At 60.1% G+C, this 26,364-nt stretch carries 19 protein-coding genes and 3 tRNA genes; 11 read left to right on the top strand and 11 right to left on the bottom strand.

The window, feature by feature from the left end; genetic code table 11:
- Position 1: 1 nt before the first annotated feature.
- From murD to mraZ, 8 genes are all read right to left on the bottom strand, one after another.
- A complete protein-coding gene (gene murD, locus QEZ52_RS15015) occupies positions 2–1,405 on the bottom strand; it encodes a UDP-N-acetylmuramoyl-L-alanine--D-glutamate ligase (protein ID WP_406645239.1) in 1,404 nt (467 codons plus the stop codon).
- A 161-nt stretch (positions 1,406–1,566) separates the two neighbouring features.
- Positions 1,567–2,649: a phospho-N-acetylmuramoyl-pentapeptide-transferase gene (gene mraY, locus QEZ52_RS15020; RefSeq protein WP_406645240.1), complete on the bottom strand. Its 1,083-nt coding sequence runs from the start codon at positions 2,647–2,649 to the stop codon at positions 1,567–1,569.
- 1 nt (position 2,650) lies between these two features.
- A complete protein-coding gene (gene murF, locus QEZ52_RS15025) occupies positions 2,651–4,072 on the bottom strand; it encodes a UDP-N-acetylmuramoyl-tripeptide--D-alanyl-D-alanine ligase (protein ID WP_406645241.1) in 1,422 nt (473 codons plus the stop codon).
- On the bottom strand, positions 4,069–5,550 hold the full coding sequence (locus tag QEZ52_RS15030; RefSeq protein ID WP_406645242.1) for a UDP-N-acetylmuramoyl-L-alanyl-D-glutamate--2,6-diaminopimelate ligase: 1,482 nt from the start codon (positions 5,548–5,550) through the stop codon (positions 4,069–4,071). Before QEZ52_RS15030 ends, murF begins: the two co-directional genes overlap by 4 nt.
- Positions 5,551–5,562: 12 nt before the next feature.
- A complete protein-coding gene (locus tag QEZ52_RS15035; RefSeq protein ID WP_406645243.1) occupies positions 5,563–7,347 on the bottom strand; it encodes a penicillin-binding protein 2 in 1,785 nt (594 codons plus the stop codon).
- A complete protein-coding gene (locus QEZ52_RS15040) occupies positions 7,344–7,700 on the bottom strand; it encodes a cell division protein FtsL (RefSeq protein WP_406645244.1) in 357 nt (118 codons plus the stop codon). The genes QEZ52_RS15035 and QEZ52_RS15040 overlap by 4 nt, the downstream gene beginning before the upstream one ends.
- Positions 7,697–8,701: a 16S rRNA (cytosine(1402)-N(4))-methyltransferase RsmH gene (rsmH, locus tag QEZ52_RS15045; protein ID WP_406645246.1), complete on the bottom strand. Its 1,005-nt coding sequence runs from the start codon at positions 8,699–8,701 to the stop codon at positions 7,697–7,699. Before rsmH ends, QEZ52_RS15040 begins: the two co-directional genes overlap by 4 nt.
- A gap of 3 nt (positions 8,702–8,704) precedes the next feature.
- Positions 8,705–9,208, bottom strand: coding sequence for a division/cell wall cluster transcriptional repressor MraZ (gene mraZ, locus QEZ52_RS15050; RefSeq protein ID WP_406645247.1), 504 nt, complete (start codon positions 9,206–9,208; stop codon positions 8,705–8,707).
- A 1,017-nt stretch (positions 9,209–10,225) separates the two neighbouring features.
- On the opposite strand from mraZ, the gene QEZ52_RS15055 reads away from it, so the two are divergent.
- Complete coding sequence (locus QEZ52_RS15055) at positions 10,226–10,444, top strand: DUF1127 domain-containing protein (RefSeq protein WP_406645248.1); 219 nt, start codon at positions 10,226–10,228, stop codon at positions 10,442–10,444.
- A gap of 561 nt (positions 10,445–11,005) precedes the next feature.
- Here the strand turns inward: QEZ52_RS15055 and QEZ52_RS15060 are convergent.
- On the bottom strand, positions 11,006–13,360 hold the full coding sequence (locus tag QEZ52_RS15060) for an ATP-dependent helicase (RefSeq protein ID WP_406645249.1): 2,355 nt from the start codon (positions 13,358–13,360) through the stop codon (positions 11,006–11,008).
- A gap of 253 nt (positions 13,361–13,613) precedes the next feature.
- Here QEZ52_RS15060 and QEZ52_RS15065 point away from each other — a divergent pair, with 253 nt between their 5' ends.
- The 7 genes from QEZ52_RS15065 to QEZ52_RS15095 all read left to right on the top strand — a co-directional run bounded on the left by QEZ52_RS15065 (position 13,614) and on the right by QEZ52_RS15095 (position 23,104).
- Complete coding sequence (locus QEZ52_RS15065) at positions 13,614–14,765, top strand: alpha-hydroxy acid oxidase (protein ID WP_406645250.1); 1,152 nt, start codon at positions 13,614–13,616, stop codon at positions 14,763–14,765.
- Between the two features lie 134 nt (positions 14,766–14,899).
- Positions 14,900–18,343: a pyruvate carboxylase gene (locus QEZ52_RS15070; protein WP_406645251.1), complete on the top strand. Its 3,444-nt coding sequence runs from the start codon at positions 14,900–14,902 to the stop codon at positions 18,341–18,343.
- Between the two features lie 989 nt (positions 18,344–19,332).
- Positions 19,333–19,719, top strand: coding sequence for an MAPEG family protein (locus QEZ52_RS15075; protein ID WP_406645252.1), 387 nt, complete (start codon positions 19,333–19,335; stop codon positions 19,717–19,719).
- Between the two features lie 329 nt (positions 19,720–20,048).
- Positions 20,049–20,123: transfer RNA gene (locus tag QEZ52_RS15080), tRNA-Gly, on the top strand.
- Positions 20,124–20,293: 170 nt separating this feature from the next.
- Positions 20,294–20,368 (top strand) — tRNA-Glu (locus QEZ52_RS15085).
- Positions 20,369–21,462: 1,094 nt separating this feature from the next.
- Positions 21,463–21,537 (top strand) — tRNA-Gly (locus QEZ52_RS15090).
- A 217-nt stretch (positions 21,538–21,754) separates the two neighbouring features.
- The gene (locus QEZ52_RS15095) at positions 21,755–23,104 is read left to right on the top strand and encodes an aminotransferase (protein WP_406645254.1); all 1,350 of its coding nucleotides are present in this window, start codon (positions 21,755–21,757) and stop codon (positions 23,102–23,104) included.
- A 146-nt stretch (positions 23,105–23,250) separates the two neighbouring features.
- Here QEZ52_RS15095 and QEZ52_RS15100 read toward each other — a convergent pair whose 3' ends face one another.
- Positions 23,251–23,490 carry an Lrp/AsnC ligand binding domain-containing protein gene (locus QEZ52_RS15100; RefSeq protein WP_406645255.1) on the bottom strand — a complete coding sequence of 80 codons (240 nt, stop codon included), beginning with the start codon at positions 23,488–23,490 and terminating at the stop codon, positions 23,251–23,253.
- Between the two features lie 217 nt (positions 23,491–23,707).
- Between QEZ52_RS15100 and hisB the strand changes: the two genes are divergently transcribed.
- A complete protein-coding gene (hisB, locus tag QEZ52_RS15105; RefSeq protein ID WP_406645256.1) occupies positions 23,708–24,295 on the top strand; it encodes an imidazoleglycerol-phosphate dehydratase HisB in 588 nt (195 codons plus the stop codon).
- 30 nt (positions 24,296–24,325) lie between these two features.
- Here the strand turns inward: hisB and QEZ52_RS15110 are convergent, their stop codons facing one another.
- Positions 24,326–24,967, bottom strand: coding sequence for a DUF2306 domain-containing protein (locus QEZ52_RS15110; protein ID WP_406645257.1), 642 nt, complete (start codon positions 24,965–24,967; stop codon positions 24,326–24,328).
- Positions 24,968–25,051: 84 nt separating this feature from the next.
- Here QEZ52_RS15110 and QEZ52_RS15115 point away from each other — a divergent pair, with 84 nt between their 5' ends.
- On the top strand, positions 25,052–25,666 hold the full coding sequence (locus QEZ52_RS15115) for a TetR/AcrR family transcriptional regulator (protein WP_406645258.1): 615 nt from the start codon (positions 25,052–25,054) through the stop codon (positions 25,664–25,666).
- 56 nt (positions 25,667–25,722) lie between these two features.
- Positions 25,723–26,361 (top strand): imidazole glycerol phosphate synthase subunit HisH, encoded by a 639-nt coding sequence (gene hisH, locus QEZ52_RS15120; protein WP_406645259.1) that lies wholly within the window; start codon positions 25,723–25,725, stop codon positions 26,359–26,361.
- The last annotated feature ends 3 nt before the right edge of the window (positions 26,362–26,364 follow it).

A 26,364-nucleotide genomic window follows, 5' to 3' on the forward strand; every position in this document is an offset into this window, starting at 1 on the left:
CTCAGCCCAGGCCCAGCCGCGTGGTCACTGCTGCGATAAAATCATCACCGCGCTGTTCAAAATTGTCATATTGGTCAAAACTGGCCGCAGCCGGAGCCAGCACCACGGTGTCCCCTGGCTGTGCGTCGGTGATCGCGCGTTCGACGGCTATGGCCATGGTGGTGCAGACCTCGGCCTCTACATCCAGTTGCATGGCAAACCCGGCCGCTTCGCGCCCGATAACATAGGCTTTGACCACAGTGCCGGTCTGACCCCGAAGCGCGTCCAGCCCGCCTGCCTTTTCCAGCCCGCCACAGATCCAGCGGATGTTCGAAAAGGCGCTCAGCGCCTTGATCGCGCTGTCGACATTGGTGGCCTTGCTGTCATTGACATAGCGCACGCCGTCCTGTTCCGCGATGGTCTGGCTGCGGTGTGGCAGACCCGGATAGCTGGCCAATCCGGTCTCGATCTGGCGCGGGGCCAAACCGAGGGTGCGGGCCGCCGCATAGGCGGCGCAGGCGTTTTGGTGATTGTGAACACCCGGCAGTCCCTGAATGGCACGCAGGTCAATGGAACCCGCCTGGCGCCCCTTGCGATATTCCGACAAAAACCCCTTGCGCACAAAGACATTCCAGCCCGGCCCCGCCAGCTTGCGCGATGCAGAGACCCGGATCACCCGGTCGTCTGTCACCCCTTCGCTGAGCTGCCCGGCCAGAAATGCGCCTTCGTTCTCGTCCACGCCAATCACGGCGCGATCCGGTCCACCTTCGGCAAACAGGCGGCGTTTGGCGGCGAAATAGCCGCCCATGCCTGCGTGGCGGTCCAGATGATCCGGAGACAGGTTGGTGAACACGGCCACATCGGGCGTCAGCGACCGGGCCAGTTCGGTCTGATAGCTGGACAGTTCCAGCACCACCACATCCCCGTCACCGGGCGGGTCGATGTCCAGCACCCCCCGACCGATGTTCCCGGCCAGCTGAGACCTGCGCCCGGCCTGTGTCAGGATGTGCTGAAGCAGCGCAACGGTGGTGGATTTCCCGTTCGACCCCGTGACGGCCACAATCCGCGGCGCGATGTCGAAATTGTTCCAGTCATGGGTCGCGACCGAGCGGAAAAACAGGCCGATGTCATTGTCGACCGGAACGCCCGCGTCCAATGCGGCCCGCACCACCGGATTGGGCGTGGGATAGAGATGCGGAATTCCCGGAGACACGATCAGCGTCGCCACAGTGTCAAAGGCACCGGATTTCATCAGATCCTGACAGGAGAAACCTTCGGCTTCGGCTGTGGCGCGGGCGGCGGGATTGTCATCCCAGCACAGCGGCACAGCCCCCCCTGCGTGCAGGGCGCGCGCTGTGGCCAGCCCTGACCGGCCCAACCCGAGAACTGCCACATTGGCGCCTTCAAATCCTTTGACCGGGATCATTTCGCCGTCCTCACCTGAACTTTTTTCTCTCGCGACACCCTGTACTGGAGAACCCGGAATATGCAAGGGCGCGCCGCGTTTCACCGGTGCCAAGGCGTTTCAAACCGCAAGAAAAAAGCCGCTTCGACGCGGCTTTTTATAGGTCACATGTGGCAGACAGCTTAACGCACTTTCAGCGTGGCCAGACCGATCATCGCCAGGATCAGCGAAATGATCCAGAAGCGGATCACAATGGTTGGTTCCGCCCAGCCCTTTTTCTCATAGTGGTGATGGATCGGAGCCATCAGAAACACGCGTTTGCCTGTCCGTTTGAAATAGAGCACCTGAATGATCACGCTCATCGCTTCGACCACGAACAGACCGCCCACGATGGCCAGCACCAGTTCATGTTTGGTCACCACCGCAATCGCCCCCAGCGCACCCCCCAGGGCCAAAGACCCGGTGTCGCCCATGAACACAGCCGCCGGTGGCGCGTTGTACCACAGGAACCCCAAACCGCCGCCAAACAATGCAGCGGTAAAGATCAGGATCTCTCCGGTGCCGGGCACATAGTGCACATCCAGATATTCGGTAAAATCGACCCGCCCCACCGCATAGGCAATCACGCCCAGGGTCGAGGCCGCAATCATCACCGGCATGATGGCCAGCCCGTCCAACCCATCCGTCAGGTTCACCGCATTGGCCGCGCCAACGATCACGATGACCGAAAACGGGACATAGAACACACCGAGATTGATCAGAGTATCCTTGAAAACAGGCAGCGCCAGCCGGTTCTGCAAGGCGTCCGGGTGATAGGCCGCAGCCCACAAGGCGGCCACGATCCCGATCAGGATCCCCAGCGCGATGCGCAGTTTGCCCGGAACCCCTTTGGTGTTCTGTTTGGACACTTTTGCATAATCATCGGCAAACCCGATAGCTGCATAGGCCAGTGTCACGAACAACACCAGCCAGATGAACGGATTGTCCCACCGCCCCCACAACAAGGTCGCCGTAACCAGCGCCCCCACGATCAGCAACCCGCCCATGGTCGGCGTGCCTGCCTTGGTGAAATGGCCTTCGGGACCGTCGTCGCGGATCGGCTGGCCTTTGCCCTGGCGTTTGCGCAGGACATTGATCAGCGGCCTGCCAAACAGAAAGCCGAACAGCAAGGCCGTCATAAAGGCCCCACCGGCGCGAAAAGTGATATAGCGGAAGAGGTTGAAAAAATCCCCCCCATCCGACAGCTCGGTCAGCCAAAACAGCATGTCAGGTGGCCCCGTTCGGTTCGTGTTGCGTTGCAGAGTGGGGGCCATGGCCCAGATCGCGGATGGCGTCAACAACCCGGGCCAATGCCATCGACAATGACCCCTTGGCCAGCACAATGTCGCCGATTGCGACCTCATTGGCCAGCGTGGCTGCGGCTTGGGCGCTGGTTTCGAACCAGTCACCGCGTTTGTGTTCGGGCAGCGCCGCGTGCATGGCCCGCATCAACGGGCCCACGCAGTGCACCCGGTCAACCCCGGCCAAAGCCGGGTGAACCGCCATGTTTGCATGCAGAGCCATCTCATCAGGGCCCAGTTCCTTCATGTCGCCCAAACAGGCAATGCGCCGTCCCCGCCCCCGGGTTGCGGCCAGCACCTCGAGCGCCGCCCCCATCGAGGTCGGGTTGGCGTTATAGCTGTCATCGAGCAGGATGATCTCGCCGCCCGCGACGGTGATCACTTCGCGGACGCCGCGTCCCTTGACCGGGGACCACAGCGACAGGCTGTGTGCCGCACGCACCGGATCCGCGCCCAGCGCCGTGATACAGGCCAAGGCCCCCAATGCGTTCATGGCAAAATGACGGCCCAAAGACTGGATGTGCAGCGTCACGTCGCCGTCAGGTGTGCGCACCTGCGCCACCGTGGTTTCCCCCTGCAGGTCGGTGGACAGCAACCGATAGTCCCGGGCGTGCTCCCCGAACCAGACAACCGGGACGTCGTGATCGCGCGCCACTGCGCCCAGAATGTCAGCCTGGGCGATATCGCCATTCAGAACCGCCACACCGCCGGGCTCCAGCCCATCAACAATGGCCGCCTTTTCACGCGCAATCCCGGTGATGTCGTCAAACGCCTCCAGATGCACCTCTGCCACCGTCGTGACCAGGGCCACATGGGGACGTGCCTGTTGCGACAAAGGCGCGATTTCGCCGGGGTGATTCATGCCGATTTCGATCACCGCAAATTCGGTGTCGCGCGGCATCCGCGCCAGGGTCAGCGGCACCCCCCAATGATTGTTGTAACTGGCCACAGCCGCATGGGTGCGGCCCTGATCCGACAACATCCGGGCCAGCATCTCCTTGGTCGAGGTTTTGCCCACCGAGCCGGTCACGGCCACGATCCGCGCCGTGCTGCGGGCACGCGACGCGCGGCCCAGCGCCTCGAGTCCGGCCTGAACATCATCGACGATCAACAGCGGCGCATCCGGACCAACGCCATCAGGAACATGAGTCACCAGCGCAGCACCGGCCCCATTGGCCAGCGCCTGGGCGACAAAATCATGCCCGTCGCGCGCGGCCCTGAGCGCCACAAACAGATCGCCGGGTTCAATCGTGCGGGTGTCGATCGACACGCCAGTGACCTGCCAATCCCCCTGCACGCGTCCGCCGGTGGCCTCGGCGGCCTCGGTTGCTGTCCACAACACTGTCATGCAATTCCCCCGTCCAGCGCCGCGACGGCCATGCTGGCCTGTTCCACATCGTCAAAAGGCAGCACATCATCGCCAACGGTCTGCCCGGTTTCATGCCCTTTGCCACAGACCAGCAGCGCGTCGCCCGGTCCCAGCAGATGAATGCCGCGCAGGATCGCTTCGGCGCGGTCGCCGTATTCCTGTGCATTTGGCGCACCGCCCTTGACCGCAGCGCGGATCAGGGCCGGATCCTCGGAGCGCGGGTTGTCGTCGGTGACGATCACCAGATCGGCATTGTCATGCGCGGCCTGCCCCATCAGCGGGCGTTTGGTGGCGTCCCGATCGCCACCGGCCCCGACAATCGCAACCAACCGCCCCAACACATGCGGGCGCATGGCGCGCAGGGCCGTGGCCACCGCGTCAGGCGTATGAGCATAGTCCACAAAGACAGCCGCCCCGTTCTGGCGCGTGGCCGCCAACTGCATGCGCCCCCGAACAGTTGTCAGATGCGGCAGCGTTTCAAAGACCCTTTGGGGGTCTTCGCCGCCAGCGATCACCAATCCGCAGGCCAGCAGCACGTTTTCAGCCTGAAACCCGCCGATCAGATCCAGCCGCGCCTGATAGGGTTTGTCATGCCAGGAGAACCGCAGATCCTGCCCTGTCGCATCATAGCGTTGCGCAATCAGCTTCAGATCACCCATACCGCGCCCGACGCCGATGACTTCCTGACCGCGGGCGGCGGCAATGGCGCGCATTTCGGATCCGCGGGAATCATCCAGGTTGATCACCGCCACGCCATCCTCGGGCAACACCCGGCGGAACAGCCCGGCCTTGGCGGCGAAATAGGCATCAAATGTTTCGTGATAGTCCAGGTGATCCTGGGTGAAATTGGTAAACCCCGCTGCTGCCAGCTGAACCCCGTCCAGACGACGTTGTTCCAGCCCGTGCGACGATGCCTCCATCGCGGCGTGGGTCACACCGTGGGCGGCCGCCTGTGACAGAGCATTATGCAGGGTAATGGGTTCCGGTGTCGTATGGGCCAGCGGGTAGGACCAGGCCCCTTCCACCCCGGTGGTGCCCAGATTGATCGCCTGGTGACCCAGCTCGCTCCAGATCTGGCGCACAAAAGTCGCCACCGAGGTCTTGCCGTTGGTACCGGTCACCGCCACCATGGTTTCGGGCTGAGCGCCGAACCACAACGCCGATGTCATCGCCAACGTCTGGCGTGGGTCTTCGGCAACGACCACGGCCACCGACGATTCGGCCAGCAGGGTTTCGGCAATCTGAGCGCCCGTGGCGTCGGTCAGGATCGCGGTCGCGCCACGATCCAGCGCGGCGGGAATGAATTTGGCCCCATGCACCTGGGTTCCGGGCAAGGCCGCAAACAGAAAGCCGGACTGAACGGCCCGGCTGTCCACGGCGAGCCCGGTGATCATCGGATCCACTCCGCCGCGCGCGGTGAGCGCCAGTTGACTGAGAGGTTTGGGGTCTGTGGTCATATCTGCCCTGCCTTAGTTTGAGGTCAGGGTTATACCAGCCAATTGTCCGGGTTCAACGTGTGGTCTGAGACCCAACAAAGGAGCCACCCGACCGATCATTTCGGCCGCGACCGGCACCGCTGTCCAGCCCGCGCTGCGGCGTTCTTCGCCATAGGCAACCACCGACGGTTCATCCAGCGTCAGGATCAGCACATATTTTGGATCATTGGCCGGGAACATTGCGGCAAAAGTGGCGATGACCTTGCTTTCATAATAGCCGCCATTCGGTTTCGGTTTGTCGGCGGTTCCCGTCTTGCCGCCCACCACATAACCCGGAACTTCGCCAAAGCTGGCTGTGCCCGACGTCACCACCTTGCGCAGCATCAGTTGGGCCGCATGGGCAGCTTCGGTCGACATGATACGCGGGCCGTATTGGGGGCCGGGCTGTTTCAGGATCGTGGGGCTGATATAGTGGCCACCATTGGCAATCGCCGCATACCCAGCGGCCAGATGCATCGGGCTGGTCGAAAGCCCATGCCCGTAAGAGATGGTTACAGTGCTGAGTTCACCCCATTGTTTCGGGAACAAGGGCTGTCCGCCACGGGCTTCGACAATTTCGAACGGCGTGGGGTCAAACATGCCCAGCGAGCCCAAAAAGGCCTTTTGTCGGGTCGCTCCGATTTGCAGGGCCAGACGCCCGGTGCCCCGGTTCGAGCTTTTGACAATGATGTCAGCCACGCTGATCTTGCCATAGTTCTTGTTCTTGAATTCGCCGATGGGATAGCCACCAACCCGCATTGGACCTGATGTGTCTATGATGGTCTCGGAATTCACCAGACCCAGATCCACGGCCTGCGCCGCGGTGAAAATCTTGAAGGTCGAGCCCAGTTCATACACCCCCTGCACGGACCGATTGAACAGCGGGCTGTCGGACTGATCCCCGCTCACCGGAGGGCGCGGCCGTTCGTTGGGGTCAAAATCAGGCAGGCTGACAACCGAAACAACTTCGCCGGTGTGCACATCCATCAACACCGAAGTCGCACCTTTGGCATTCATCAGCTTCATGCCGCCATACAGCACCCGTTCAGCCGCTGCCTGTACGGTCAGATCCAGCGACAATTGCAACGGTTTTGCACCATTGGCCGGGTCGCGCAGATAACCGTCAAACTGCTTTTCGACGCCCGCGACACCAATCACTTCGGCCGCGCTCACGCCTTCCTTGCCAAAACCGGCCCCACCCAGCACATGGGCCGCCAGGCGGCCGTTGGGATAGAGCCGCATTTCACGAGGGCCAAACAACAAACCGGGATCGCCCAGATCATGCACGGCCTGTTTCTGTTCCGGGCTGATGCGTTTCTTGATCCAGACGAATTTCCGCTTGCCGGTGAAATCCTTGAGCAGGCGGTCCTGGTCGAGATCCGGAAAGATCGTCATCAACCCGTCCACAGCCGCCACCGGGTCCACCATCTGGGGCGGCTGGGCATAGAGGCTGAACGTGTCGAAATTGGTCGCCAGGATACGCCCGTCGCGATCCACAATGTCAGCGCGCTGCATGGCGATGGCAGATCCGGCCGCATTGGCAAAGGGTTCGGCCGGTTCAGTCGAGGCCAACATGCCCATCCGCGCCCCGATCACCACAAAGGCGCACAGGAAGAACCCACCCATGACCAACAGTCGCCCTTCGGCGCGTTGGCGTGTCTTGTCCTGCATTTCAGCATGGCGGCGGCGGATATTTTCGCGTTCGATCACGTCGGGGTTTTCCCCCTTTGAACGCGCGTCGAGTATGCGGGCCAAAGGCCGTAGCGGCGTGCGGATCATGGGAACTGCTCCTGCCCGGCTGAATCCATGGTCGATACATCTATCCCGTTTTCGAATTCCAGCTGGGTCTGCGGGTATTCCACTTCGTCCACACGACCGAATTGATCGGGACGCAAAGGCAACAGGCCCAGACGGTCAAAATTGATTTCAGCCAGATCGCGCAATCGGTCCGGGCGATTCAAATAGGCCCATTCGGCACGCAGGACACTGAGTCGGACCTGCGCCTGACCGATCTGGCGCTGCAAGGCGCGGTTTTCCTTGAGCACCTGTTGGGTCGCATAATTTTCACGATACGCCCAGAATGCCAAACCAAACACGGCCAAGGCAGTCAGCACATACAGCAACATTCTCATTTGCGTGCCCCTTTGAGCTGCGGCATGCCAATTTCACGGGCGGTGATGGGAGTGGCGGGGGCCTCGGTCCGGCGACCGACCCGCAGACGGGCAGACCGGGACCGTGGATTTTCCGCCAGTTCCTGTTCATCAGGGCCGACCGACTTGCGGGTGACCAGTTCAAATTGCGACGGGATCACTTCGAGTTCGGGCGCATAGCGGTTGGCCCGTCCCGTTTTGCCCGCGCGATGCTGGAAAAATCGTTTGACCATGCGGTCTTCGATGGAATGAAATGTCACAACGCCCAGCAATCCGCCGGGTTTCAATGCGCGCTCGGCTGCCAATAGACCGTTGAACAGCTCGTCGTATTCGGCATTCACCGCAATTCTCAGCCCCTGAAACGACCGCGTCGCCGGGTGCGATTGCCCCGGTTTCGATCTTGGCAGACAGGATTCAACGATCGACGCCAACTGAAGGGTCGTGGTGATCGGAGCTTCGGTGCGGGCCCGCACGATCGCCTTGGCAATCCGACGCGAAGCGCGCTCTTCTCCAAATGTGAACAGCACATCAGCCAGTTCGACTTCGTCCAGCTCTGCCACCAGATCCGCCGCCGAGGGGCCATCCTGGGACATACGCATGTCCAGCGGGCCATCTCTCATGAATGAAAATCCGCGCTCGGCCAGATCCAGCTGCATGGAGGACACGCCCAGATCCAGAACCACACCGTCCAGATCGCTGGCATAGTCATCCATTTTCGAAAAGACGCCCGCTTGCAGGATCAGCCGATCACCATAGTCACCTGCCCATTTCCGGGCCATGTCAAAGGCCAGCGGATCCCGGTCCACGCCGATAACCTGATCGGCACCTGCCTCTAGCAAGCCGCGCGAATACCCTCCTGCGCCGAATGTTCCGTCCAACCAGCGTCCCGACACCGGTGCCACCGCTGCCAGCAATGGGCGCAGCAGAACGGGAACATGCGGGGCGGATCCGGTTTCAGGGCCAGTCTCCTTACCTGCCGCCATTCCTTACGCGCCTCCTGCGCCATCCAAGAATTGCAAAGGATCAAAATCGTCGGGCAGCTCTTCCAGCCATTCTTCGGCGGCGGCCAGCTCTTCGGATTCATATGTTTCGGGCTTCCAGATCTGGAATGTGTCACCCGCAGCGATAAAAAACGCTTCTTTGTCCAGGTCGATCTTGCCGCGCAGCTTGGTCGGCAGGACCAGGCGCCCGGTTTCATCCACATTGGTGGGAAAGGATTGCCCATGGAACAGGCGCTGCAACATCTTGCGTTCCATCGAACCACGCGGCAGAGCGTCGATTTTGGCGTCGACCTCGTCGATGGCGTCCATGGTATAGCATTCCAGGAATTTGCGGCGGTGATCCCCGTAGACAATCACCAGTTCGGGATTGTCACCGGATTGCCAGTTGGGATCGCCCGCCTCCAGCACACGGCGAAACGAGGCCGGGATAGACACCCTGCCCTTCGTATCCACCTTGTGGTGGCTTTCGCCTCTGAACCTGCGGCCCAAAATCCCTGTCCCTTTTTTTCGCGCCCCCGCGTGTTTATCGTCCCCCAGAAAGGAGAAACGGCGGGTTGATCTGCTGCCACTGATCAACCCGCCGTCCTCGTCCCGCTGAGCGGGGGTTCCGACTGCGCGCGCCACCTGGGGGGATGTCTGCTCGCTCGCGCGCCGGATCTCTTCAAGTCTTGAATGAGGAAGGAGGCCTGTATGAAACCTGCTTTTGTTTTTGTTCGGGGTCTGGAGCCCCTTGATCCGTCTTCATTCGATGTATTAGGGATGCCATGGGAATTCATGGAAATCAACAGAATTTTGCACCGGAATCACTGCAGCACGGGGTAATTCGGCGAACCGACGCTCCAGGCCTCTATGAAAGTCACGCCCAAAAACGCGGAATGTAGACAAAACGACCCAAACACCCACAACATATCGGTTGCGCGCTCCACCTCTGCCTTTGTCCCTCAAATTCCCAAGTTTTTTTGAATTGACCCGATCAAGAAACTTTTGTTCATGGTTCGCCCCATCCAAATTTCATCCGAAACACACCGATCCGTTCGATTTCCCCAAGAATTGGCTCCAAGTGATTCGGAATATTGCCCTGTGCGCCTCATTGCGTCCCATAATTTCCCATACAGCCTCTAGCGTCCCGGATCCGGCCCATAAATTCCCAAACTCCGGATCAGCGTCCGGCCCGGGGTGGCGATCTGACCGCAGCAGGCCGAATGAGCGCGTAAAGGTGTCTCGCCCTAAGGATCGGTCCTAATGTTTGGCCCTAATGTCTGGCTCAACTGTTCTGTCCTGCAGTGCGACTCTGGTGTGCAGCGCAACAGTAGTGGGCAACGGCCTGCCCCGCCTAAATTCCAAAAGGTCAAGCCCATCCGCAGTCACCCATGCAAATGCTGCATAGCAGCAATGCCCACGCAGGGGATTGTGCATCTGCAGCATTTCCCCAGATATAGGGCATAACAAACGACACACATGACGCTGCCCCGCCGCAGCATTCGAAGACCAAGAAGGACTGAGCCCATGGCCATGACATCCGAAATCAGCACCCGCCGTGGCACCCTGACAAGCAACCCTTTGGCCTTTGTCGACACTTTGGTCGCCCGCTTTTCACGGTATGCCATGTTCCGTCGCACCATGAACGAGCTGTCCGCTCTCAGCGACCGCGAGCTGTCCGATCTGGGGTTGAGCCGGTCGCAACTGCGCCGCGTGGCCCATCAGGCCGCATACGAAAACAACTGAATTCAAGGTTAGACCGGGCCTCTTCTCCTCCTCCCTTGGGGCCTGACCTAAGCGGTGGCATCCTCCTCCTCCCTGATGTCACCGCACAAATACCGGCAGCGATGTCGGGCTGAAAGCACCTGGGGTTTCTCCTCCTCCCTACCTCTGGTGTTGAATGAAAACGGCGGCGCCCTCCTCCTCCCTGGCGCCGTCGTTTTTTTATGCCTTCCGGCTCCCCCATTTTCCCGAAACACGCAGCGCAGCTGCGCCTGTCCGATCGCTGTGCGATCGGAAACACTATCCAGCCCTATCGCCGTGCGATCGGAAGCATCTATTCCGTCCGGTCGCATAGCGATCTGACGCACCTGCCCCGTCTAATCGCGCAGCTGCCGGATACATTTCCATTTGGACATATTCAGGCGCTCAGGACCTCCCGCACAAAAGAGGACAAAGCACCAAAGGCAAAACACGGCGGATAAAACACGGCGGATAAAACACGGCGGGCGAAGAAAAGACGGGCAAAAAAGGCCCGGATCGCCTTGCGATCCGGGCCGGTCGGATGCCGCAGGCATCCGACACCGTTCAGAATGGAATATCATCGCTTGAGGACACGAACCGGGCCACCACTTTCTTGGTCCCTGCCTTGTCAAAATCAATCTCCAGCTTGTCACCTTCGATCCCGACCACAGCTCCATAGCCGAATTTCTGGTGGAACACCCGATCCCCCAGGGTAAAGCTCGACACCGCCTCCAGATCAATCACCGTGTTGCGGCTCTCCTTGGGTTGGGACATGCCACGCTGACCGGACCGCGCCTGCAACCGTTTCCAGCCCGGCGAATTATAGCCATCCGCCTTGGCCACGCGCTCTTCGATCCCCCCTCGTGGCTGCGGTGTCTGCGCCGCCGCTCCATATCCGCCGCCGTACAACCCGGGTGGCGTCAGGACCTCGACATGATCCTCGGGCAGTTCATCGACGAATCGAGACGGCAGCTGCGATTGCCATTGGCCGAACACCCGCCGGTTGCCGGCAAATGAAATGGTACAGACCTCTTCGGCTCGGGTGATTCCCACATAGGCCAGCCGGCGCTCTTCCTCGAGCCCCTTTTGCCCGCTTTCATCCATCGACCGTTGGGACGGAAACAACCCGTCCTCCCATCCGGGCAGAAACACCGATGGAAACTCCAACCCCTTGGCCGCGTGCAAGGTCATGATGCTGATCTTTTGATCCGAATCCTGCTTGTCATTGTCCATGACCAGGCTGACATGTTCCAGAAACCCCTGCAGGTTCTCAAAGTTTTCCAGCGCCTTGACCAATTCCTTGAGGTTTTCCAACCGTCCCGGAGCTTCGGGCGACTTGTCGTTCTGCCACATGGTGGTATAGCCGCTTTCGTCCAGAACGATTTCCGCCAGCTCCATATGGGTCATGCCGGCGTCATTCACCAACCGCCCCCAACGGCCCAGATCCTCGACCAATTGGCGCAGGGCACCGCCGCCCTTGCCTTTGATCAACCCGTTGTCCACGGCAATCCGCGCCCCTTCGACCAAAGGCACCGCATGTTCGCGGGCCATCGCCTGAATGGTCTGCTGTGCCTTGTCCCCCAAACCGCGCTTGGGCGTGTTCACAATACGTTCAAACGCCAGATCATCCTCTGGGCTGACCACCTGCCGGAAGTAAGCCATGGCGTCCCGGATCTCCATCCGTTCATAGAACCGCGGCCCACCGATCACGCGATAGGGCAGCCCTATGGTCAGAAACCGATCTTCAAACGCGCGCATCTGATGCGAAGCCCGCACCAGAATAGCCACTTCGTTCAGATCGTACCCGCGCATCCCCCGGGTGCCGCGCTGCATCGATTCGATTTCCTCGCCGATCCAACGCGCCTCTTCCTCACCGTCCCAATGACCGATCAGACGGACCTTCTCGCCCTCTTCTGCCTCGGTCCACAGCTCCTTGCCCAAGCGCCCCTCGTTGCCCCGGATCACATTCGACGCCGCCGCCAGAATATGCGGGGTCGAGCGATAGTTCTGCTCCAGCCGCACCACATGCGCGCCGGGAAAATCCTGTTCGAATCTCAGGATGTTGCCAACCTCGGCCCCGCGCCAGCCATAGATTGACTGATCATCATCCCCGACACAGCAGATGTTCTTATGTCCCGCCGCCAAAAGGCGCAACCACAGGTATTGAGCGATGTTTGTGTCCTGATATTCGTCCACCAGCACATAGCGGAACCAGCGCTGGTATTGCCCCAACACATCCGGGTGGGTCTGAAAGATCGTCACAACATGCAACAGCAGGTCGCCAAAATCCGTTGCATTCAGATCCTTCAGGCGTTGCTGGTACCGGGCATAAAGCTCGATGCCGCGATGATTAAAAGCGCCCGACTCGGCCACCGGCACCTTGCCCGGAGTCAGGGCACGGTTCTTCCAGTCATCAATAATCCCGGCCAGCATGCGTGCGGGCCACCGTTTATCATCAATGTTTTCCGCCCGGATCAGCTGTTTCAGCAACCGAATCTGATCATCGGTATCCAGAATGGTAAAATTCGACTTGAGCCCCGCCAACTCGGCATGGCGGCGCAGCAGTTTCACACAGATCGAATGAAAGGTGCCCAGCCATGGCATCCCCTCGATCGACTGCCCCAGCATGCGCCCGACCCGTTCTTTCATCTCGCGCGCGGCCTTGTTGGTGAAGGTCACTGCCAGAATCTCGTTCGGACGCGCCCGGCCTGTGTTCAACAAATGCACAATCCGCGCGGTCAGCGCCTTGGTCTTGCCCGTGCCCGCTCCGGCCAACATCAGCACAGGACCGTCCATCCGCTCCACAGCATCCCGCTGGGCCGGGTTCAAATCATCCAAATACGGCACCGGCCGGGCCGCCATGGCCCGGGCCGACAGGGAGGCGCCTTCGAAGGCGTCCATTTCGTCAAAACTGCTCATGGCCGCGATCCTAACCTGACTGCCCGCACAACGAAAGAGGTGTTCGCGCAATGTTCTGCAGGGTTTATTGCACCCATGTCCCAAAGCGGCGCGACACAGACTATGTTGCGTCGCCTGACCACAGGCGCGGAGGCACCGACCACAGGTCGGGGGCGACAGATCCGGTGCGCGGCACGCGCGCCTTTTGGCAGCGGGGCCAAAGAGGGCGACGCAAGGCTGGACTTTCCCGTCGGCACCATCACAAATATCCCTCATGGATTTACATGCGCACTACCCTTCGCTTCACGACCTCAAAATCCGCGCCAAACGGCGCCTGCCAAAGTTCGTTTGGGACTATCTGGACAGCGGCACCGGGATCGAGGCCGCAAAGGCGCGCAATCGCAACGGGCTGGACGCTTGGGGGTTTGTTCCCTCGATCCTGCATGGGCCACTGGATGTCGATCTGGGGATCGATCTGTTTGGGACCCGCTGTCCCCTCCCCTTTGGTATGGCCCCCGTGGGGATGTCCGGCCTGATCTGGCCCGACGCCGAAGGACATCTGGCTCGGGCCGCGGCGACCGCTGATATTCCTTATACTCTGTCCACCGTTGCCAGCCAAAGCCCCGAGGATCTGGCCCCTCACCTGGGGTCCAACGCCTGGTTCCAACTCTACCCGCCCAAGGACCCGGACATTCGACAGGACTTGTTGGACCGCGCCCGCGCCGCGGGGTTCAAAACCCTGGTCTTGACCGTTGATGTGCCCGTCGCATCCCGCCGCGAACGTCAGGTGCGCAGTGGATTGACCCAACCGCCCAGGTTGACCCCACGCCTGATGGCGCAGGTGGCCCTGCGCCCCGGTTGGGCCCTGGGCATGGCCCGGCGTGGAATGCCCAACATGCGCACCCTGGACAAATACATAACCCAGGACCTGAGCGGCCTGCCGCCAACGGCGCATATCGGCTATTTGCTGCGCACCTCTCCGGATTGGGGCTATGTCGAATGGCTGCGTGACCATTGGGATGGCCCGTTTGTGATCAAGGGCGTGATGCGCCCCGAAGATGCCGAGGCGCTGGACCGGATCGGCATCGACGGGCTGTGGGTGTCAAATCACGCAGGCCGCCAGTTCGATGGCAGCCCTGCCGCCATCGATGCCTTGCCTCTCATCCGCGCTGTCACAAAACGGCCGATTGTCTTTGACAGCGGGATCGAAGGCGGGCTCGACATCCTGCGTGCTCTGGCACTGGGGGCTGATTTCATCATGTTGGGGCGGGCCTATCACTATGCTCTTGCGGCCTTGGGACCGCACGGTCCAACCCATCTGACAGAGATTCTGCAGCGCGACCTGGAGGCCAACATGGGGCAAATGGGGTGTTCGGTTCTGACGGCATTGCCAACGCCCATCCGGGTGACCCCGGGGCATTTGTGACGCGGCGTCACAAAAATTGACGGATTTGCGCCGCATGAGAGCGCAATCATGCCGGTTCTACCCAGAACTACGGGTATACGACACGGTAGAAACCGCCTAACACTCCGTCCCAACTTCACGACCCAGAGGGTGACATGACCGACTTCAAAAAGATCCTGATCGCGAACCGCGGTGAAATTGCCATTCGTGTGATGCGTGCAGCCAATGAAATGGGCAAGCGCACGGTTGCGATTTTTGCCGAAGAGGACAAGCTGGGCTTGCACCGCTTCAAGGCGGATGAGGCCTATCGCATTGGTGAAGGCATGGGCCCTGTTGCCGCCTATCTGAGCATTGACGAGATCATTCGAGTGGCCAAGGAGAGCGGCGCGGATGCAATCCACCCCGGTTACGGGCTGTTGTCGGAGAACCCGGATTTCGTCGATGCCTGTGCGCGCAACGGCATCACCTTTATCGGTCCCAAGGCCGAAACCATGCGCGCCCTGGGTGACAAGGCCAGCGCGCGGCGCGTGGCGATTGAAGCCGAGGTCCCGGTGATCCCCGCGACCGAGGTGCTGGGCGATGACATGGCCGCGATCAAGACGCAGGCCGCCGAGATCGGTTACCCGCTGATGCTGAAAGCCTCCTGGGGCGGCGGCGGACGCGGCATGCGTCCGATCCTGTCCGAGGCTGAGCTGGAAGAGAAGGTTCTGGAAGGGCGCCGCGAAGCCGAAGCCGCATTCGGCAATGGCGAAGGCTATCTGGAAAAGATGATCACCCGTGCGCGTCACGTCGAGGTGCAGATTCTGGGCGACAAACACGGGCAGATCTATCACCTGTTTGAACGTGATTGTTCGGTGCAGCGACGCAACCAAAAAGTGGTCGAACGCGCGCCCGCACCATACCTGAGCGAAGAGCAACGCGCCGAGGTCTGCGAACTGGGTCGCAAGATCTGTGCCCATGTGGGCTATGAATGTGCCGGAACCGTTGAATTCCTGATGGATATGAACACCGGCACCTTCCACTTTATCGAGGTGAACCCGCGGGTGCAGGTGGAACACACCGTCACCGAGGAAGTCACCGGCATCGACATCGTGCAGGCGCAGATCCTGATCGCCGAAGGCAAGACCATTTCCGAGGCCACCGGCAAGGACAGCCAGGACGACGTGCGTCTGAATGGCCACGCGCTGCAGACCCGGATCACCACCGAGGATCCGCAGAACAATTTCATCCCCGACTATGGCCGCATCACCGCGTTCCGCGAAGCCACCGGCATGGGCATCCGTCTGGACGGCGGCACCGCCTATTCCGGCGGCGTGATCACGCGCTACTACGATTCGCTCTTGGTCAAGGTCACGGCCCACGCCCAGACCCCGGAAAAGGCGATTGCCCGGATGGACCGCGCGCTGCGTGAATTCCGTATTCGCGGTGTCAGCACCAACATCGCCTTCGTCGAGAACCTGCTGAAGCACCCGATCTTCCTGAGCAATGAATACACCACCAAATTCATCGACGAGACGGCGGATCTGTTCCAGTTCGCACGTCGCCGCGACCGCGGTACCAAGGTTCTGAACTATATCGCCGACATCAGCGTCAACGGTCACCCGGAAACCACCGACCGCGCTGCACCTGCCACCGATCTGCGCGAACCGCGCGCACCCCAGGTCGATCCCGGCTTTGCCCCCTATGGCACCCGCAATCTGCTGGAGCAAAAGGGTCCAAAGGCAGTTGCCGACTGGATGAAGGCCCAGCGTCAGCTGCTGTTGACCGACACCACCATGCGCGACGGGCATCAGTCGCTGTTGGCGACCCGGATGCGGTCGATCGACATGATCAAGGTGGCCCCCGCCTATGCCGCCAACCTGCCCCAACTGTTCTCTGTTGAATGCTGGGGGGGCGCGACATTCGACGTGGCCTATCGTTTCTTGCAGGAATGCCCCTGGCAGCGTCTGCGCGATCTGCGCGAAGCCATGCCCAATGTGATGACCCAGATGTTGCTGCGTGCGTCCAATGGCGTTGGCTATACCAATTATCCCGACAATGTGGTGCAGGAATTCGTGCGCCAAGCCGCCAGCACCGGTGTTGACGTGTTCCGCGTCTTTGACAGCCTGAACTGGGTCGAAAACATGCGCGTCGCCATGGATGCGGTGGTGGATGCGGGCAAGGTCTGTGAAGGCACCATCTGCTATACCGGTGATATTCTGGACCCGAACCGCGCCAAATATGACCTGAAGTACTATGTCGGCATGGCCAAGGAACTGGAGGCCGCAGGTGCCCATGTTCTGGGTCTGAAAGACATGGCAGGTCTGTTGAAACCGGCCTCGGCCAAGGTGCTGGTCAAGGCGCTGAAGGAACAGGTTGGCCTGCCAATCCACTTCCACACCCATGACACCTCCGGCATCGCGGGTGCGACCATTCTGGCCGCTGCCGACGCAGGCGTGGATGCCGTGGATGTCGCCATGGATGCGTTCAGCGGCGGCACATCGCAGCCTTGCCTCGGCTCGATCGTCGAAGGGTTGCGCAATACCGACCGCGACACCGGTATCGACATCACAAAAGTGCGTGAAATCTCGGACTATTGGGAAGGTGTGCGGGCACAGTATGTGGCGTTCGAAAGCGGTTTGGCGGCCCCTGCCTCCGAAGTCTATCTGCACGAAATGCCCGGCGGTCAGTTCACCAACCTCAAGGCGCAGGCGCGTTCGCTGGGGCTGGAAGAGAAATGGTCGGACGTTGCCCAGACCTATGCCGACGTCAACCAGATGTTCGGTGATATCGTCAAGGTGACGCCATCCTCCAAAGTTGTAGGCGACATGGCGCTGATGATGGTGTCTCAGGGCCTGACCCGTGCCGAGGTCGAAGACCCCGCCACCGACGTGGCATTCCCGGATTCGGTCATCGACATGATGCGCGGCAATCTGGGCCAGCCTCCCGGTGGTTTCCCTGCTGCCATCATCAACAAGGTGCTCAAGGACGAAGCCCCCAATCTGACCCGCCCCGGTGCCCACTTGGAACCCGTGGACCTGGAAGCGGCCCGCGCCGAACTGTCCGCCGAGCTGGAAGGCAAGCCGGTCGATGATGAGGATCTGAACGGATACCTGATGTACCCCAAGGTGTTCCTGGATTACATGGGGCGTCACCGCACCTATGGTCCGGTGCGGTCCCTGCCAACGCGCACCTTCTTTTACGGGATGGAACCGGGCGAAGAGATCACCGCCGAAATCGACCCCGGCAAGACGCTGGAAATCCGCCTGCAGGCGATTGGCGAAACGGACGACAACGGCGAGGTCAAAGTGTTCTTTGAACTCAACGGTCAACCCCGCGTGATCCGGGTGCCCAACCGGTTGGTGAAATCCACCACTGCACAGCGCCCCAAGGCGGAATTGGGCAACCCCAACCACATCGGTGCCCCGATGCCCGGCGTTGTCGCCACCGTCGCCGTTTTGAGCGGCCAGGACGTCAAGGAAGGCGACCTGCTGTTGACCATCGAAGCCATGAAAATGGAAACCGGCATCCACGCCGAGCGAGACGCAACAGTCAAAGCACTCCACGTCCAGCCCGGCGGCCAAATCGACGCCAAGGATCTGTTGGTCGAATTGGAGTAAGCCCCCTCACGGGCCGACCCCGTCGTACCGTGAGAGATGTGCCCATGGGTACACATGCTCGGACATCCTTCACCTGCCGCAGATCCTGCGGCAGGTGTTTTTTTGGGCGGCTTTACCTGCGCACGCCGGACCAGTCCGCGACCCGGTTGGCATGACGGCGTTCCCAAATGCCCTGCCCCAACCTGTCGAGCCACCCAGGAATGGGTCCCGCCCCCCTATCAATCATCTTGACCAAATCCCGATGCCGGGGATCTGGGTATGGCCCTGACCTGCTACGCAGCGGTGTGCTCGCATCGGTCTGCCCGGTGGCCCCACGGGCATCCTTCTTTCTGAGAGGTGTCGCGTTCTGCGAGCGCTGCATCGAATTCAAGGGCGAGCATTCCGGACCACCCCCGCGCCGTTCGCCTTACAGGCCATGTTTCCCGACCGTCAGCTGTTGTGCGCCTGTGGTGCAGGCACCGAACGCTTGCAGGCCTCTGGCATCAAATGGCGCGCAATTGGCTCTTGCATCCAGAGGTCGGCACATGACCGCCCCAGGTCTGTTTGCCTCAACTGATATGGTCCTCACCCGGCACCCAACCGGCCAGCGCAGGGCGTTCTACCTGGTTCTGGCCCGGCATTGGATTAAACGGCGGGATGCTGCGATCCGTTGGGGGCGTGTGCCGGTTGGCCCGGATGGGACCAAGCAAATGGTACCTGGGCACCCAATCTGATCGGATCGCGCACGCCGGACATATAACTGTCGCGGCCTCTGGCCCAGAGACCTGTCTCTAAAGGTCGACGGATTTTGGTAGGATGACGGTCCCACGTTCCCGAACCACAGGGATCCCCAAACCACTGGGATCCGCAAACCAATGGGATCAGCAAAACCAGCTCCCCCTCAAAAACAAAGGACCAGCCAACGGACGCTATTGCAGCACCGGCTGACCGTGCTACCCATAACCGTGATCCGCTTTTGACCTTCCGATTCCAACATTCAGGACAATTTCATGTTTCCCATCACATCTCTGTATGCAGGCCTGCTGGCAGTTCTTCTGGTCGGGTTGTCCGCCAAAGTGATCATGGGGCGTCGCCGTGCCAGGGCGCTGATCGGTGACATGGGCGACAAAGCGCTCTTTCAGGCGATCCGCGTACACGGCAATTTCACCGAGTACACGCCCTTTGCCCTGCTCCTGATCGCACTGTGCGAAGGGCAAGGAGCCCCAACCTGGTCGTTGCACCTCTTGGGATCAGCCCTGGTGATTGGACGGGTCTTGCACGTTCTGGGATTCGGTCGGGACCCTCAAATCATCGTGCTGCGCCAGATCGGCATGGTGTCAACATTTGCCGTGCTTGTGCTGGCGGGTGTGGGTTTGATCATCCAGGCGTTGGTCTGATCCAGAACATCACGCTTTAACCGCTGGGTATGTACAGGGGACGATGGGTCCAACGCATACCCCCTGCCTGCCCCATCCGTATCTCTGCCACCCAGATATGATGCCATGGCCATTGCCGCGATCAAAGTCACCATGCGAAGCTGTTCTCCCCTGGCCATCCGTTTTCTCCCTGTCTGAAACGATCCTTAGGGTCTTGAACGCAGGACCGGGTTTTCTCCGTCGCTCATTCCCGCTGTTTTTTCGCGTGACCCGGATTTTTTTGCCCCTCCGCTGTCTTTTTCACTTGCAGCGCTGCGAGGGAATGAATATCTCCGCCTCACCAACCGGATGCGGGCGTAGCTCAGGGGTAGAGCATAACCTTGCCAAGGTTAGGGTCGGGCGTTCGAATCGCCTCGCCCGCTCCAGTTGGTCTAAAACAAGCCGCCTTCGGGCGGTTTTTTTGTGTCGTGTGCGTTGCAACTCTCTGAGAATGCACTGGAAATCACATTACAGCGGCTCCCCAAAAAACTTGTTCCATTCTCTCGATTTCTCTTGCGCCCCGGTTCCGGATTGCCTAAAGAACCGCACACACAGTGGCCCGTTCGTCTATCGGTTAGGACGCCAGGTTTTCAACCTGGAAAGAGGGGTTCGATTCCCCTACGGGCTGCCACTTCTCCCCTGAACAACCCTATTTTGTTGAGCTTCCGACCTGGAAGGCTTCGGCGTTTTTTTTCGCCGTGGGACACCTGACCTTCAGTCGGCATTCTTCCGACGCTTCGCTGCATAGAGTGCAAACCGCGCTCGCTCGGCGCTTTTCGTGTATGTTGCCGCAGGTTTCTGGTCGCTGCGCGACAGCGCGGACATCACGGCATAGATGCCTCCCCATCGCCGCGGCAATGGCAAAGCAGACCGTCAGCACCAGATTGGGTGGCAGGAGTGCCGACAGAGCCGGGCATCAGAAGATTTCGCCGCGCAGAACGGCATCGTCGGAAGGTTGCAAGAGGATGGTATTGCCCGCCGCACAGGGCACACCCATGGTCAGGGTTTCGGATTTGAAGCCGGCGATCTAGGCAAAGTCGTCATAGTCGATTTGGCCTTTGTTCACTTCCAAGTCCCTGTTGGACGCAACACCGGATATTGCGGCGACACCACGCCGAACGACAGCGGTGAACAACTCCTGATCAGCCTGCAGCGCAGGAAAAGACCCGAGAGGTTGACGGGCACACCCACCTCATACCCCATTGATCTTTAGCATGGCCTGCTACCGGACACGTGGGACGCTTGGCGCAATATTTTATTGGGAGTTCTGACCAACACGGGTAGCCCATACGGGCTGCCACTTTCTCGACATTTGCTGAAAAACGTCTGCGAGCCTGAACCAAAGCCAGTTTCTTTTGCCACAGACACCAAGCCCCTCTCCTCAAAAGCTTTGATCACAGAACGGTTCGCAAGGTCAGAGGGTTGGCCTATGAGACGACCTGGAAACCCTTGCGACATCTCCGGTCCTGTTGACCGATTGACAGGTCTTCAGGCTCCATGATCTGATCGAACAACCGGGGCGCATGGGGCGCGCCGCCTCCGGCCCACACGCGGGGCAAAAGCCACAGCTGGGCGGCAGCGCAGTCGCTGAAACAACGGGCACCACCTGGCGCTGACACTCCTTTTTACGCTCGCTTCCGCTGGGCAAAAAATTCTGACAGGAATTGTGTTTTTTCTCTTGCGGGCGTCGCGCAGAATTACTATTCAGCGCCTCACCAACCGGATGCGGGCGTAGCTCAGGGGTAGAGCATAACCTTGCCAAGGTTAGGGTCGGGCGTTCGAATCGCCTCGCCCGCTCCAGTTGGTCTAAAACAAGCCGCCTTTGGGTGGCTTTTTTTGTGGTCCGGCTATTTCGCGCCCCTGACGACTGACCACATAAAAGCCCAAGCAAAAATCCACCGGGGACACCCGGCGCGCATTTGATCAAATTCCTTTGACGCCACCAGAAAAACCGGCCAAGGTTCGCGCTGAACCAATGTTTTTTTGCCCGGCACCGCCAAATCCTCAGGAGTTTGCAATGGCCCCCGTGATCTATCCGACAACCAATCTGACCGCGACCGAACAGCTGTGTCTGGACCGCGGCGAAGGCATCTATGTCTTTGACACCGACGGCAACCGTTACATCGAAGGACTGGCCGGCCTGTGGTGTACGTCGCTGGGCTATTCCAACCAGGAACTGGTCGATGCAATCGCGGGTCAACTGGGCAAGCTGCCCTTTACCCATATGTTTGGTGGCAAGACACACGAACCAGCGATGGAACTGGCCAACAGGTTGGCTGACATGGTGCCGATCGAAGATCCCTATTTCTTCTTTGGCAACTCCGGATCGGACGCCAATGATTCCCACATCAAGATGCTGCGGTATTATTTCAACGCCATTGGAAAACCGCAAAAACGCAAGATCATCACGCGGGATCGTGGATATCACGGGGTCACGGTTGCCGCCGGGGCGTTGACCTCGCTGCCTGCGAATCTTGCCCATTTCGATGCACCGGTCGAAGCGCTGGACATCCTGCGCACCGCTTCCCCCCATTACTATACGGGCCGCCAGGGCAATGAGACCGAAACCCAATTCGTTGATCGCATCCTGGATGAGCTGAAACAGCAGATCCTTTCCGAAGGCCCCGACACGATCGCGGCCATGATCGTCGAACCGATCACCGGTGCCTCGGGTGTGATCGTTCCACCAGAGGGTTACTATGAAAAACTGCAGGACCTGCTGCGCCAGCACGACATTCTGGTCTGGTCAGACGAAGTCATTTGTGGATTTGGTCGCACTGGTAACGATTTTGGTGCCACCACGATGGGCATCAAACCCGATCTGATGACCTTTGCCAAACAACTCAGCTCCGCCTATTTCCCGATCTCGGCAGCCGTAATTCCGGGCTGGATGTACGAAGCCATGATCGAACCGTCAAACCAGGTCGGCGTGTTTGGGCATGGCTACACCTATTCCGGCCACCCGGCGGCCTGCGCCGCCGCGCTGAAAACACTGGAAATCTACGAGCGCGACAAGATCTTTGAACATGCAGCGACGGTTGGCGACTACCTGCAGGCCCAACTGCGTGAGCGTTTCAGCGATCATCCCCTGGTGGGAGAAGTCCGCGGCAAAGGGCTGATCGCGGCGCTTGAACTGGTGGCGAACAAGACCACCGGTCAGGGATTCGATGGGGCCGTTGCCGGTGGCTTTGCAATGAAAGCCTGTGAACGCAACGGGCTGATCCTGCGTGCGGTTGCGGGCAATTCCGTGGCGTTGTGCCCGCCGCTGATCATCACGCAATCGCAGGTGGATGACATGCTCGACAGTCTGAGCAAAGGGCTGGAGGAAACCTGGGACCACGTCAGGGCCGAAGGTCTGGTTGCCTGACACCAGCAAGCTACTGCGAGAAACTGCCTCGCGCTCCGGGATATTTTTCACCAGACGATCAGGGGATCCGTTCTTCATCTGGCACTAAATATCCCGGGGGAGCAGCCAATGGCTGCGGGGGCAGAGCCCCCTTCTGCAATGCTGTGTCAGAACACCTTGAACGTCATCGTCGTCAGCGACCGCTCGATGTCCGCAATTACCAGAAGGTTTTCGTTGATAAACTTGCCGACATCTTCGCCGGCCGGAATATACAGCTTCATCAGCAGGTCGAATTCGCCACTGGTCGAATACAACTCGGAATGGATCTCGCGCAGCGCAATGTCCTCGGCCACCTTGTAGGTAGAGCCGGGTTTGCAGCGAATCTGAATGAATACACAGGTCGACATGCGGGGCCTCTGGGGGTTGTGGGTGTTGAAGTTTCAGCGCCAAGCTGACACGCGCGGCCCCTGGGCGCAATCCCTCGGGAGCCGCGCGCACGGTTTGCCGGCCGGTCCCAGGGCAACAGATGGCCGCAGACACACGGCGCGGGCTTGGCCTGTCCCGCGCCACCGCCTATAAGCACCCTGCACTCTCTTTCGCGTGCCCCAAAAAGGAAAACCGTTCATGCGCACAGCCAAGGTCAGCCGCAGCACTGCAGAAACCGAGATCACCGTTGAAATCAACCTCGACGGCACCGGATCATATGACAATCAGACCGGCGTCGGTTTTTTTGACCATATGCTGGATCAGCTGTCGCGCCATTCGCTGATCGACATGACCATTCGCGCCAAAGGCGATTACCATATCGACGATCACCATACCGTTGAAGACACAGGTATCGCATTGGGACAGGCCCTGAGCCAGGCGCTGGGGGACAAAAAGGGCATCAACCGGTATGGGGCCTGCCACCTGCCGATGGATGACGCCCAGGTGCGGTGTGCGTTGGATCTGTCCGCCCGTCCCTATCTGATCTGGAACATGGAAATCCCAACCCAAAAGATCGGTACCTTTGACACCGAACTGGTCCGCGAATTCTTTACCGCCCTGGCCACCCATGGCGGCATTACCCTGCATGTCGACCAGTTGCATGGGTTCAACAGCCACCACATTGTCGAAGCCGGGTTCAAGGCCGTGGCCCGTGCCCTGCGCGTCGCGGTTGAAACCGACCCGCGCAAGGCAGATGCGATTCCATCGACCAAAGGCGCGCTGTAACAACAAATTCCGGGGATGGCTTTCCCATCCTTACGCCCCCAAAGGCTGACTGGCGCGATCGCGCGCCAGCAGCCATTCACCGATCAGCAGGTTCGGCACCCAGCACAGCCAGGCAATCGCGGGATAGCTGGCGTCAAACCCGACGGTTGCCATACCCACCGGAAGGTACAGGCGCAATGTGACCGCTGCCAATGTCAACGCAGCCGAACGGATCATCCATATCCGGTGCAGAGCGATACGGCGACGCATGGCATACCAGACCGCCGCTCCCGTTGTGGTCAACCACAGCGCCGACAGGCCCAGAAAGCCCGCCGCAGCCACAGGCCCCGCGCTGGTTGTCAGGGCCAGAACAACTCCTGCTCCGCCCGCAATCAGAATTGACGCGACATACACCCGCCCCAGCCATCGGTGCACCATGTGGTATCGCGCGCGCAGACGTTGGGAGAACTGCAACGGCAACAGAGCCAAGGCAATGGGTGCGAACCCGATATGAGCATATAGCGCCAATGGGCGATCCCGCGCGTGATGAACCATTGCGGGCATGACCAAATCTATCTGTGCCACCAAAAATCGAAACGATGCCAGGGCCACCAATACGGCCAGCACCCATATGAACATGGACAACCACCGAACCCGATTTGGTGCCAGTGCGCGATGAGAGAGTGAAACCATGGGGGACCTTCCTGGCGTTACTTGACAGTGTAAAGTTGCCATCACGTTACCTGCGAACTTGACATTGTCAAGGAGATCCTCAACATGCGTCCCATGTCACGCACAGCCCCCCGCTCCACCCATCATCACGGCAACCTGCGTCAGGCGCTGATTCAGGCAGGCATCGACCTCTTGGAGGAAGGCGGAATCTCTGCGTTGACCCTGCGCAAATGCGCCGTGCGCGCCGGCGTTTCACATGCCGCGCCAGCGCATCACTTCGACGGGTTGTCCGGGCTGAAATCCGCCATTGCCGAAGAGGCATTCGAGCGGTTTTCAACCTACCTGCAAACGGCGCGGGACGCGGGCGAGCAAACCGACGCTGGGCGGCTCAGATCCGTTTGCCGTGGCTATCTGCAATTCGGAATCGACCACTCGGGTATTCTGAATGTCATTTTTGGGCAACTTGGATTGGCCAGTCTGAAACCCGGAAATCGGGAAACGGCGCATGCCTATCTGATTTTGCGCGGCGTCTGCGCCCCGTTTGTCACCGCACCTATGGACCCTCGGGTTGTCGAAATCCGGGTCTGGTCGCTGATCCATGGGTTCACTCTTTTGGCCATGTCTGGTGAATTCAACGACGCGGATCGCTCTCTGGACATGGACCTGTTTGACGCGGTCATGGATGTCCTGCCGCAAATCGCCACGCCCAACGCCTCTTGACCCGGTCGGCGTTTGGCGTCACTTCGGACCCCGCACGACACGAAGGACACAGGGCCATGCTGACAGCCATCATCGACTATGAATCCGGCAATCTGCATTCCGCTGAAAAGGCGTTTCAGCGCATGGCGCGCGAGATGGACGCCGGCGACGTCGTCGTGACCTCTGATGCCGATGTCGTGGCGCGGGCCGACCGGCTGGTTCTGCCGGGCGACGGGGCATTTCCGGCCTGTGCCGCCGAATTACGAGGCCACAAGGGCATTTATGACGCCATGGTCGAAGCGGTCGAACACAAGGGACGCCCGTTTCTGGGGATCTGTGTGGGCATGCAACTGATGGCCAGCACGGGGCATGAATACACCAAAACTCCGGGGATCGGGTGGGTCGGCGGCGATGTGGTCAGGATTGACCCCGCAGACAAGACGCTAAAGGTTCCGCATATGGGCTGGAATGATCTGGTCATCGACCATGGCCACCCGGTGTTTGCCGGTGTCAAAACAGGTGACCACGTCTATTTCGTGCACTCCTATCAATTTCAGGTGGCCGATGCGACGGAACGTCTGGCCCATGTGGATTATGGCGGCGATGTCACGGCCGTTATTGGCCGCGACACCATGCTGGGCATGCAATTCCACCCGGAGAAAAGCCAGGACGTGGGGCTGCGGATGATCGGGAATTTTCTGACCTGGACGCCTTGACCC

The organism is Aliisedimentitalea scapharcae (genome assembly GCF_045277565.1).
Lineage (GTDB): Bacteria > Pseudomonadota > Alphaproteobacteria > Rhodobacterales > Rhodobacteraceae > Aliisedimentitalea > Aliisedimentitalea scapharcae.

Bases quoted from the DNA above. Each gene is read 5' to 3' on its own strand.
- QEZ52_RS15115 (WP_406645258.1), top strand. From the start codon at position 25,052: ATGCGTCCCATGTCACGCACAGCCCCCCGCTCCACCCATCATCACGGC.
- hisH (WP_406645259.1), top strand. From the start codon at position 25,723: ATGCTGACAGCCATCATCGACTATGAATCCGGCAATCTGCATTCCGCT.
- mraY (WP_406645240.1), bottom strand. From the start codon at position 2,649: ATGCTGTTTTGGCTGACCGAGCTGTCGGATGGGGGGGATTTTTTCAAC.
- hisB (WP_406645256.1), top strand. From the start codon at position 23,708: ATGCGCACAGCCAAGGTCAGCCGCAGCACTGCAGAAACCGAGATCACC.
- QEZ52_RS15030 (WP_406645242.1), bottom strand. From the start codon at position 5,550: ATGACCACAGACCCCAAACCTCTCAGTCAACTGGCGCTCACCGCGCGC.
- murF (WP_406645241.1), bottom strand. From the start codon at position 4,072: ATGACAGTGTTGTGGACAGCAACCGAGGCCGCCGAGGCCACCGGCGGA.
- QEZ52_RS15035 (WP_406645243.1), bottom strand. From the start codon at position 7,347: ATGATCCGCACGCCGCTACGGCCTTTGGCCCGCATACTCGACGCGCGT.
- QEZ52_RS15060 (WP_406645249.1), bottom strand. From the start codon at position 13,360: ATGAGCAGTTTTGACGAAATGGACGCCTTCGAAGGCGCCTCCCTGTCG.
- QEZ52_RS15040 (WP_406645244.1), bottom strand. From the start codon at position 7,700: ATGAGAATGTTGCTGTATGTGCTGACTGCCTTGGCCGTGTTTGGTTTG.
- QEZ52_RS15055 (WP_406645248.1), top strand. From the start codon at position 10,226: ATGGCCATGACATCCGAAATCAGCACCCGCCGTGGCACCCTGACAAGC.
- QEZ52_RS15070 (WP_406645251.1), top strand. From the start codon at position 14,900: ATGACCGACTTCAAAAAGATCCTGATCGCGAACCGCGGTGAAATTGCC.
- QEZ52_RS15110 (WP_406645257.1), bottom strand. From the start codon at position 24,967: ATGGTTTCACTCTCTCATCGCGCACTGGCACCAAATCGGGTTCGGTGG.
- rsmH (WP_406645246.1), bottom strand. From the start codon at position 8,701: ATGGCGGCAGGTAAGGAGACTGGCCCTGAAACCGGATCCGCCCCGCAT.
- QEZ52_RS15100 (WP_406645255.1), bottom strand. From the start codon at position 23,490: ATGTCGACCTGTGTATTCATTCAGATTCGCTGCAAACCCGGCTCTACC.
- murD (WP_406645239.1), bottom strand. From the start codon at position 1,405: ATGATCCCGGTCAAAGGATTTGAAGGCGCCAATGTGGCAGTTCTCGGG.
- QEZ52_RS15075 (WP_406645252.1), top strand. From the start codon at position 19,333: ATGTTTCCCATCACATCTCTGTATGCAGGCCTGCTGGCAGTTCTTCTG.
- QEZ52_RS15095 (WP_406645254.1), top strand. From the start codon at position 21,755: ATGGCCCCCGTGATCTATCCGACAACCAATCTGACCGCGACCGAACAG.
- QEZ52_RS15065 (WP_406645250.1), top strand. From the start codon at position 13,614: ATGGATTTACATGCGCACTACCCTTCGCTTCACGACCTCAAAATCCGC.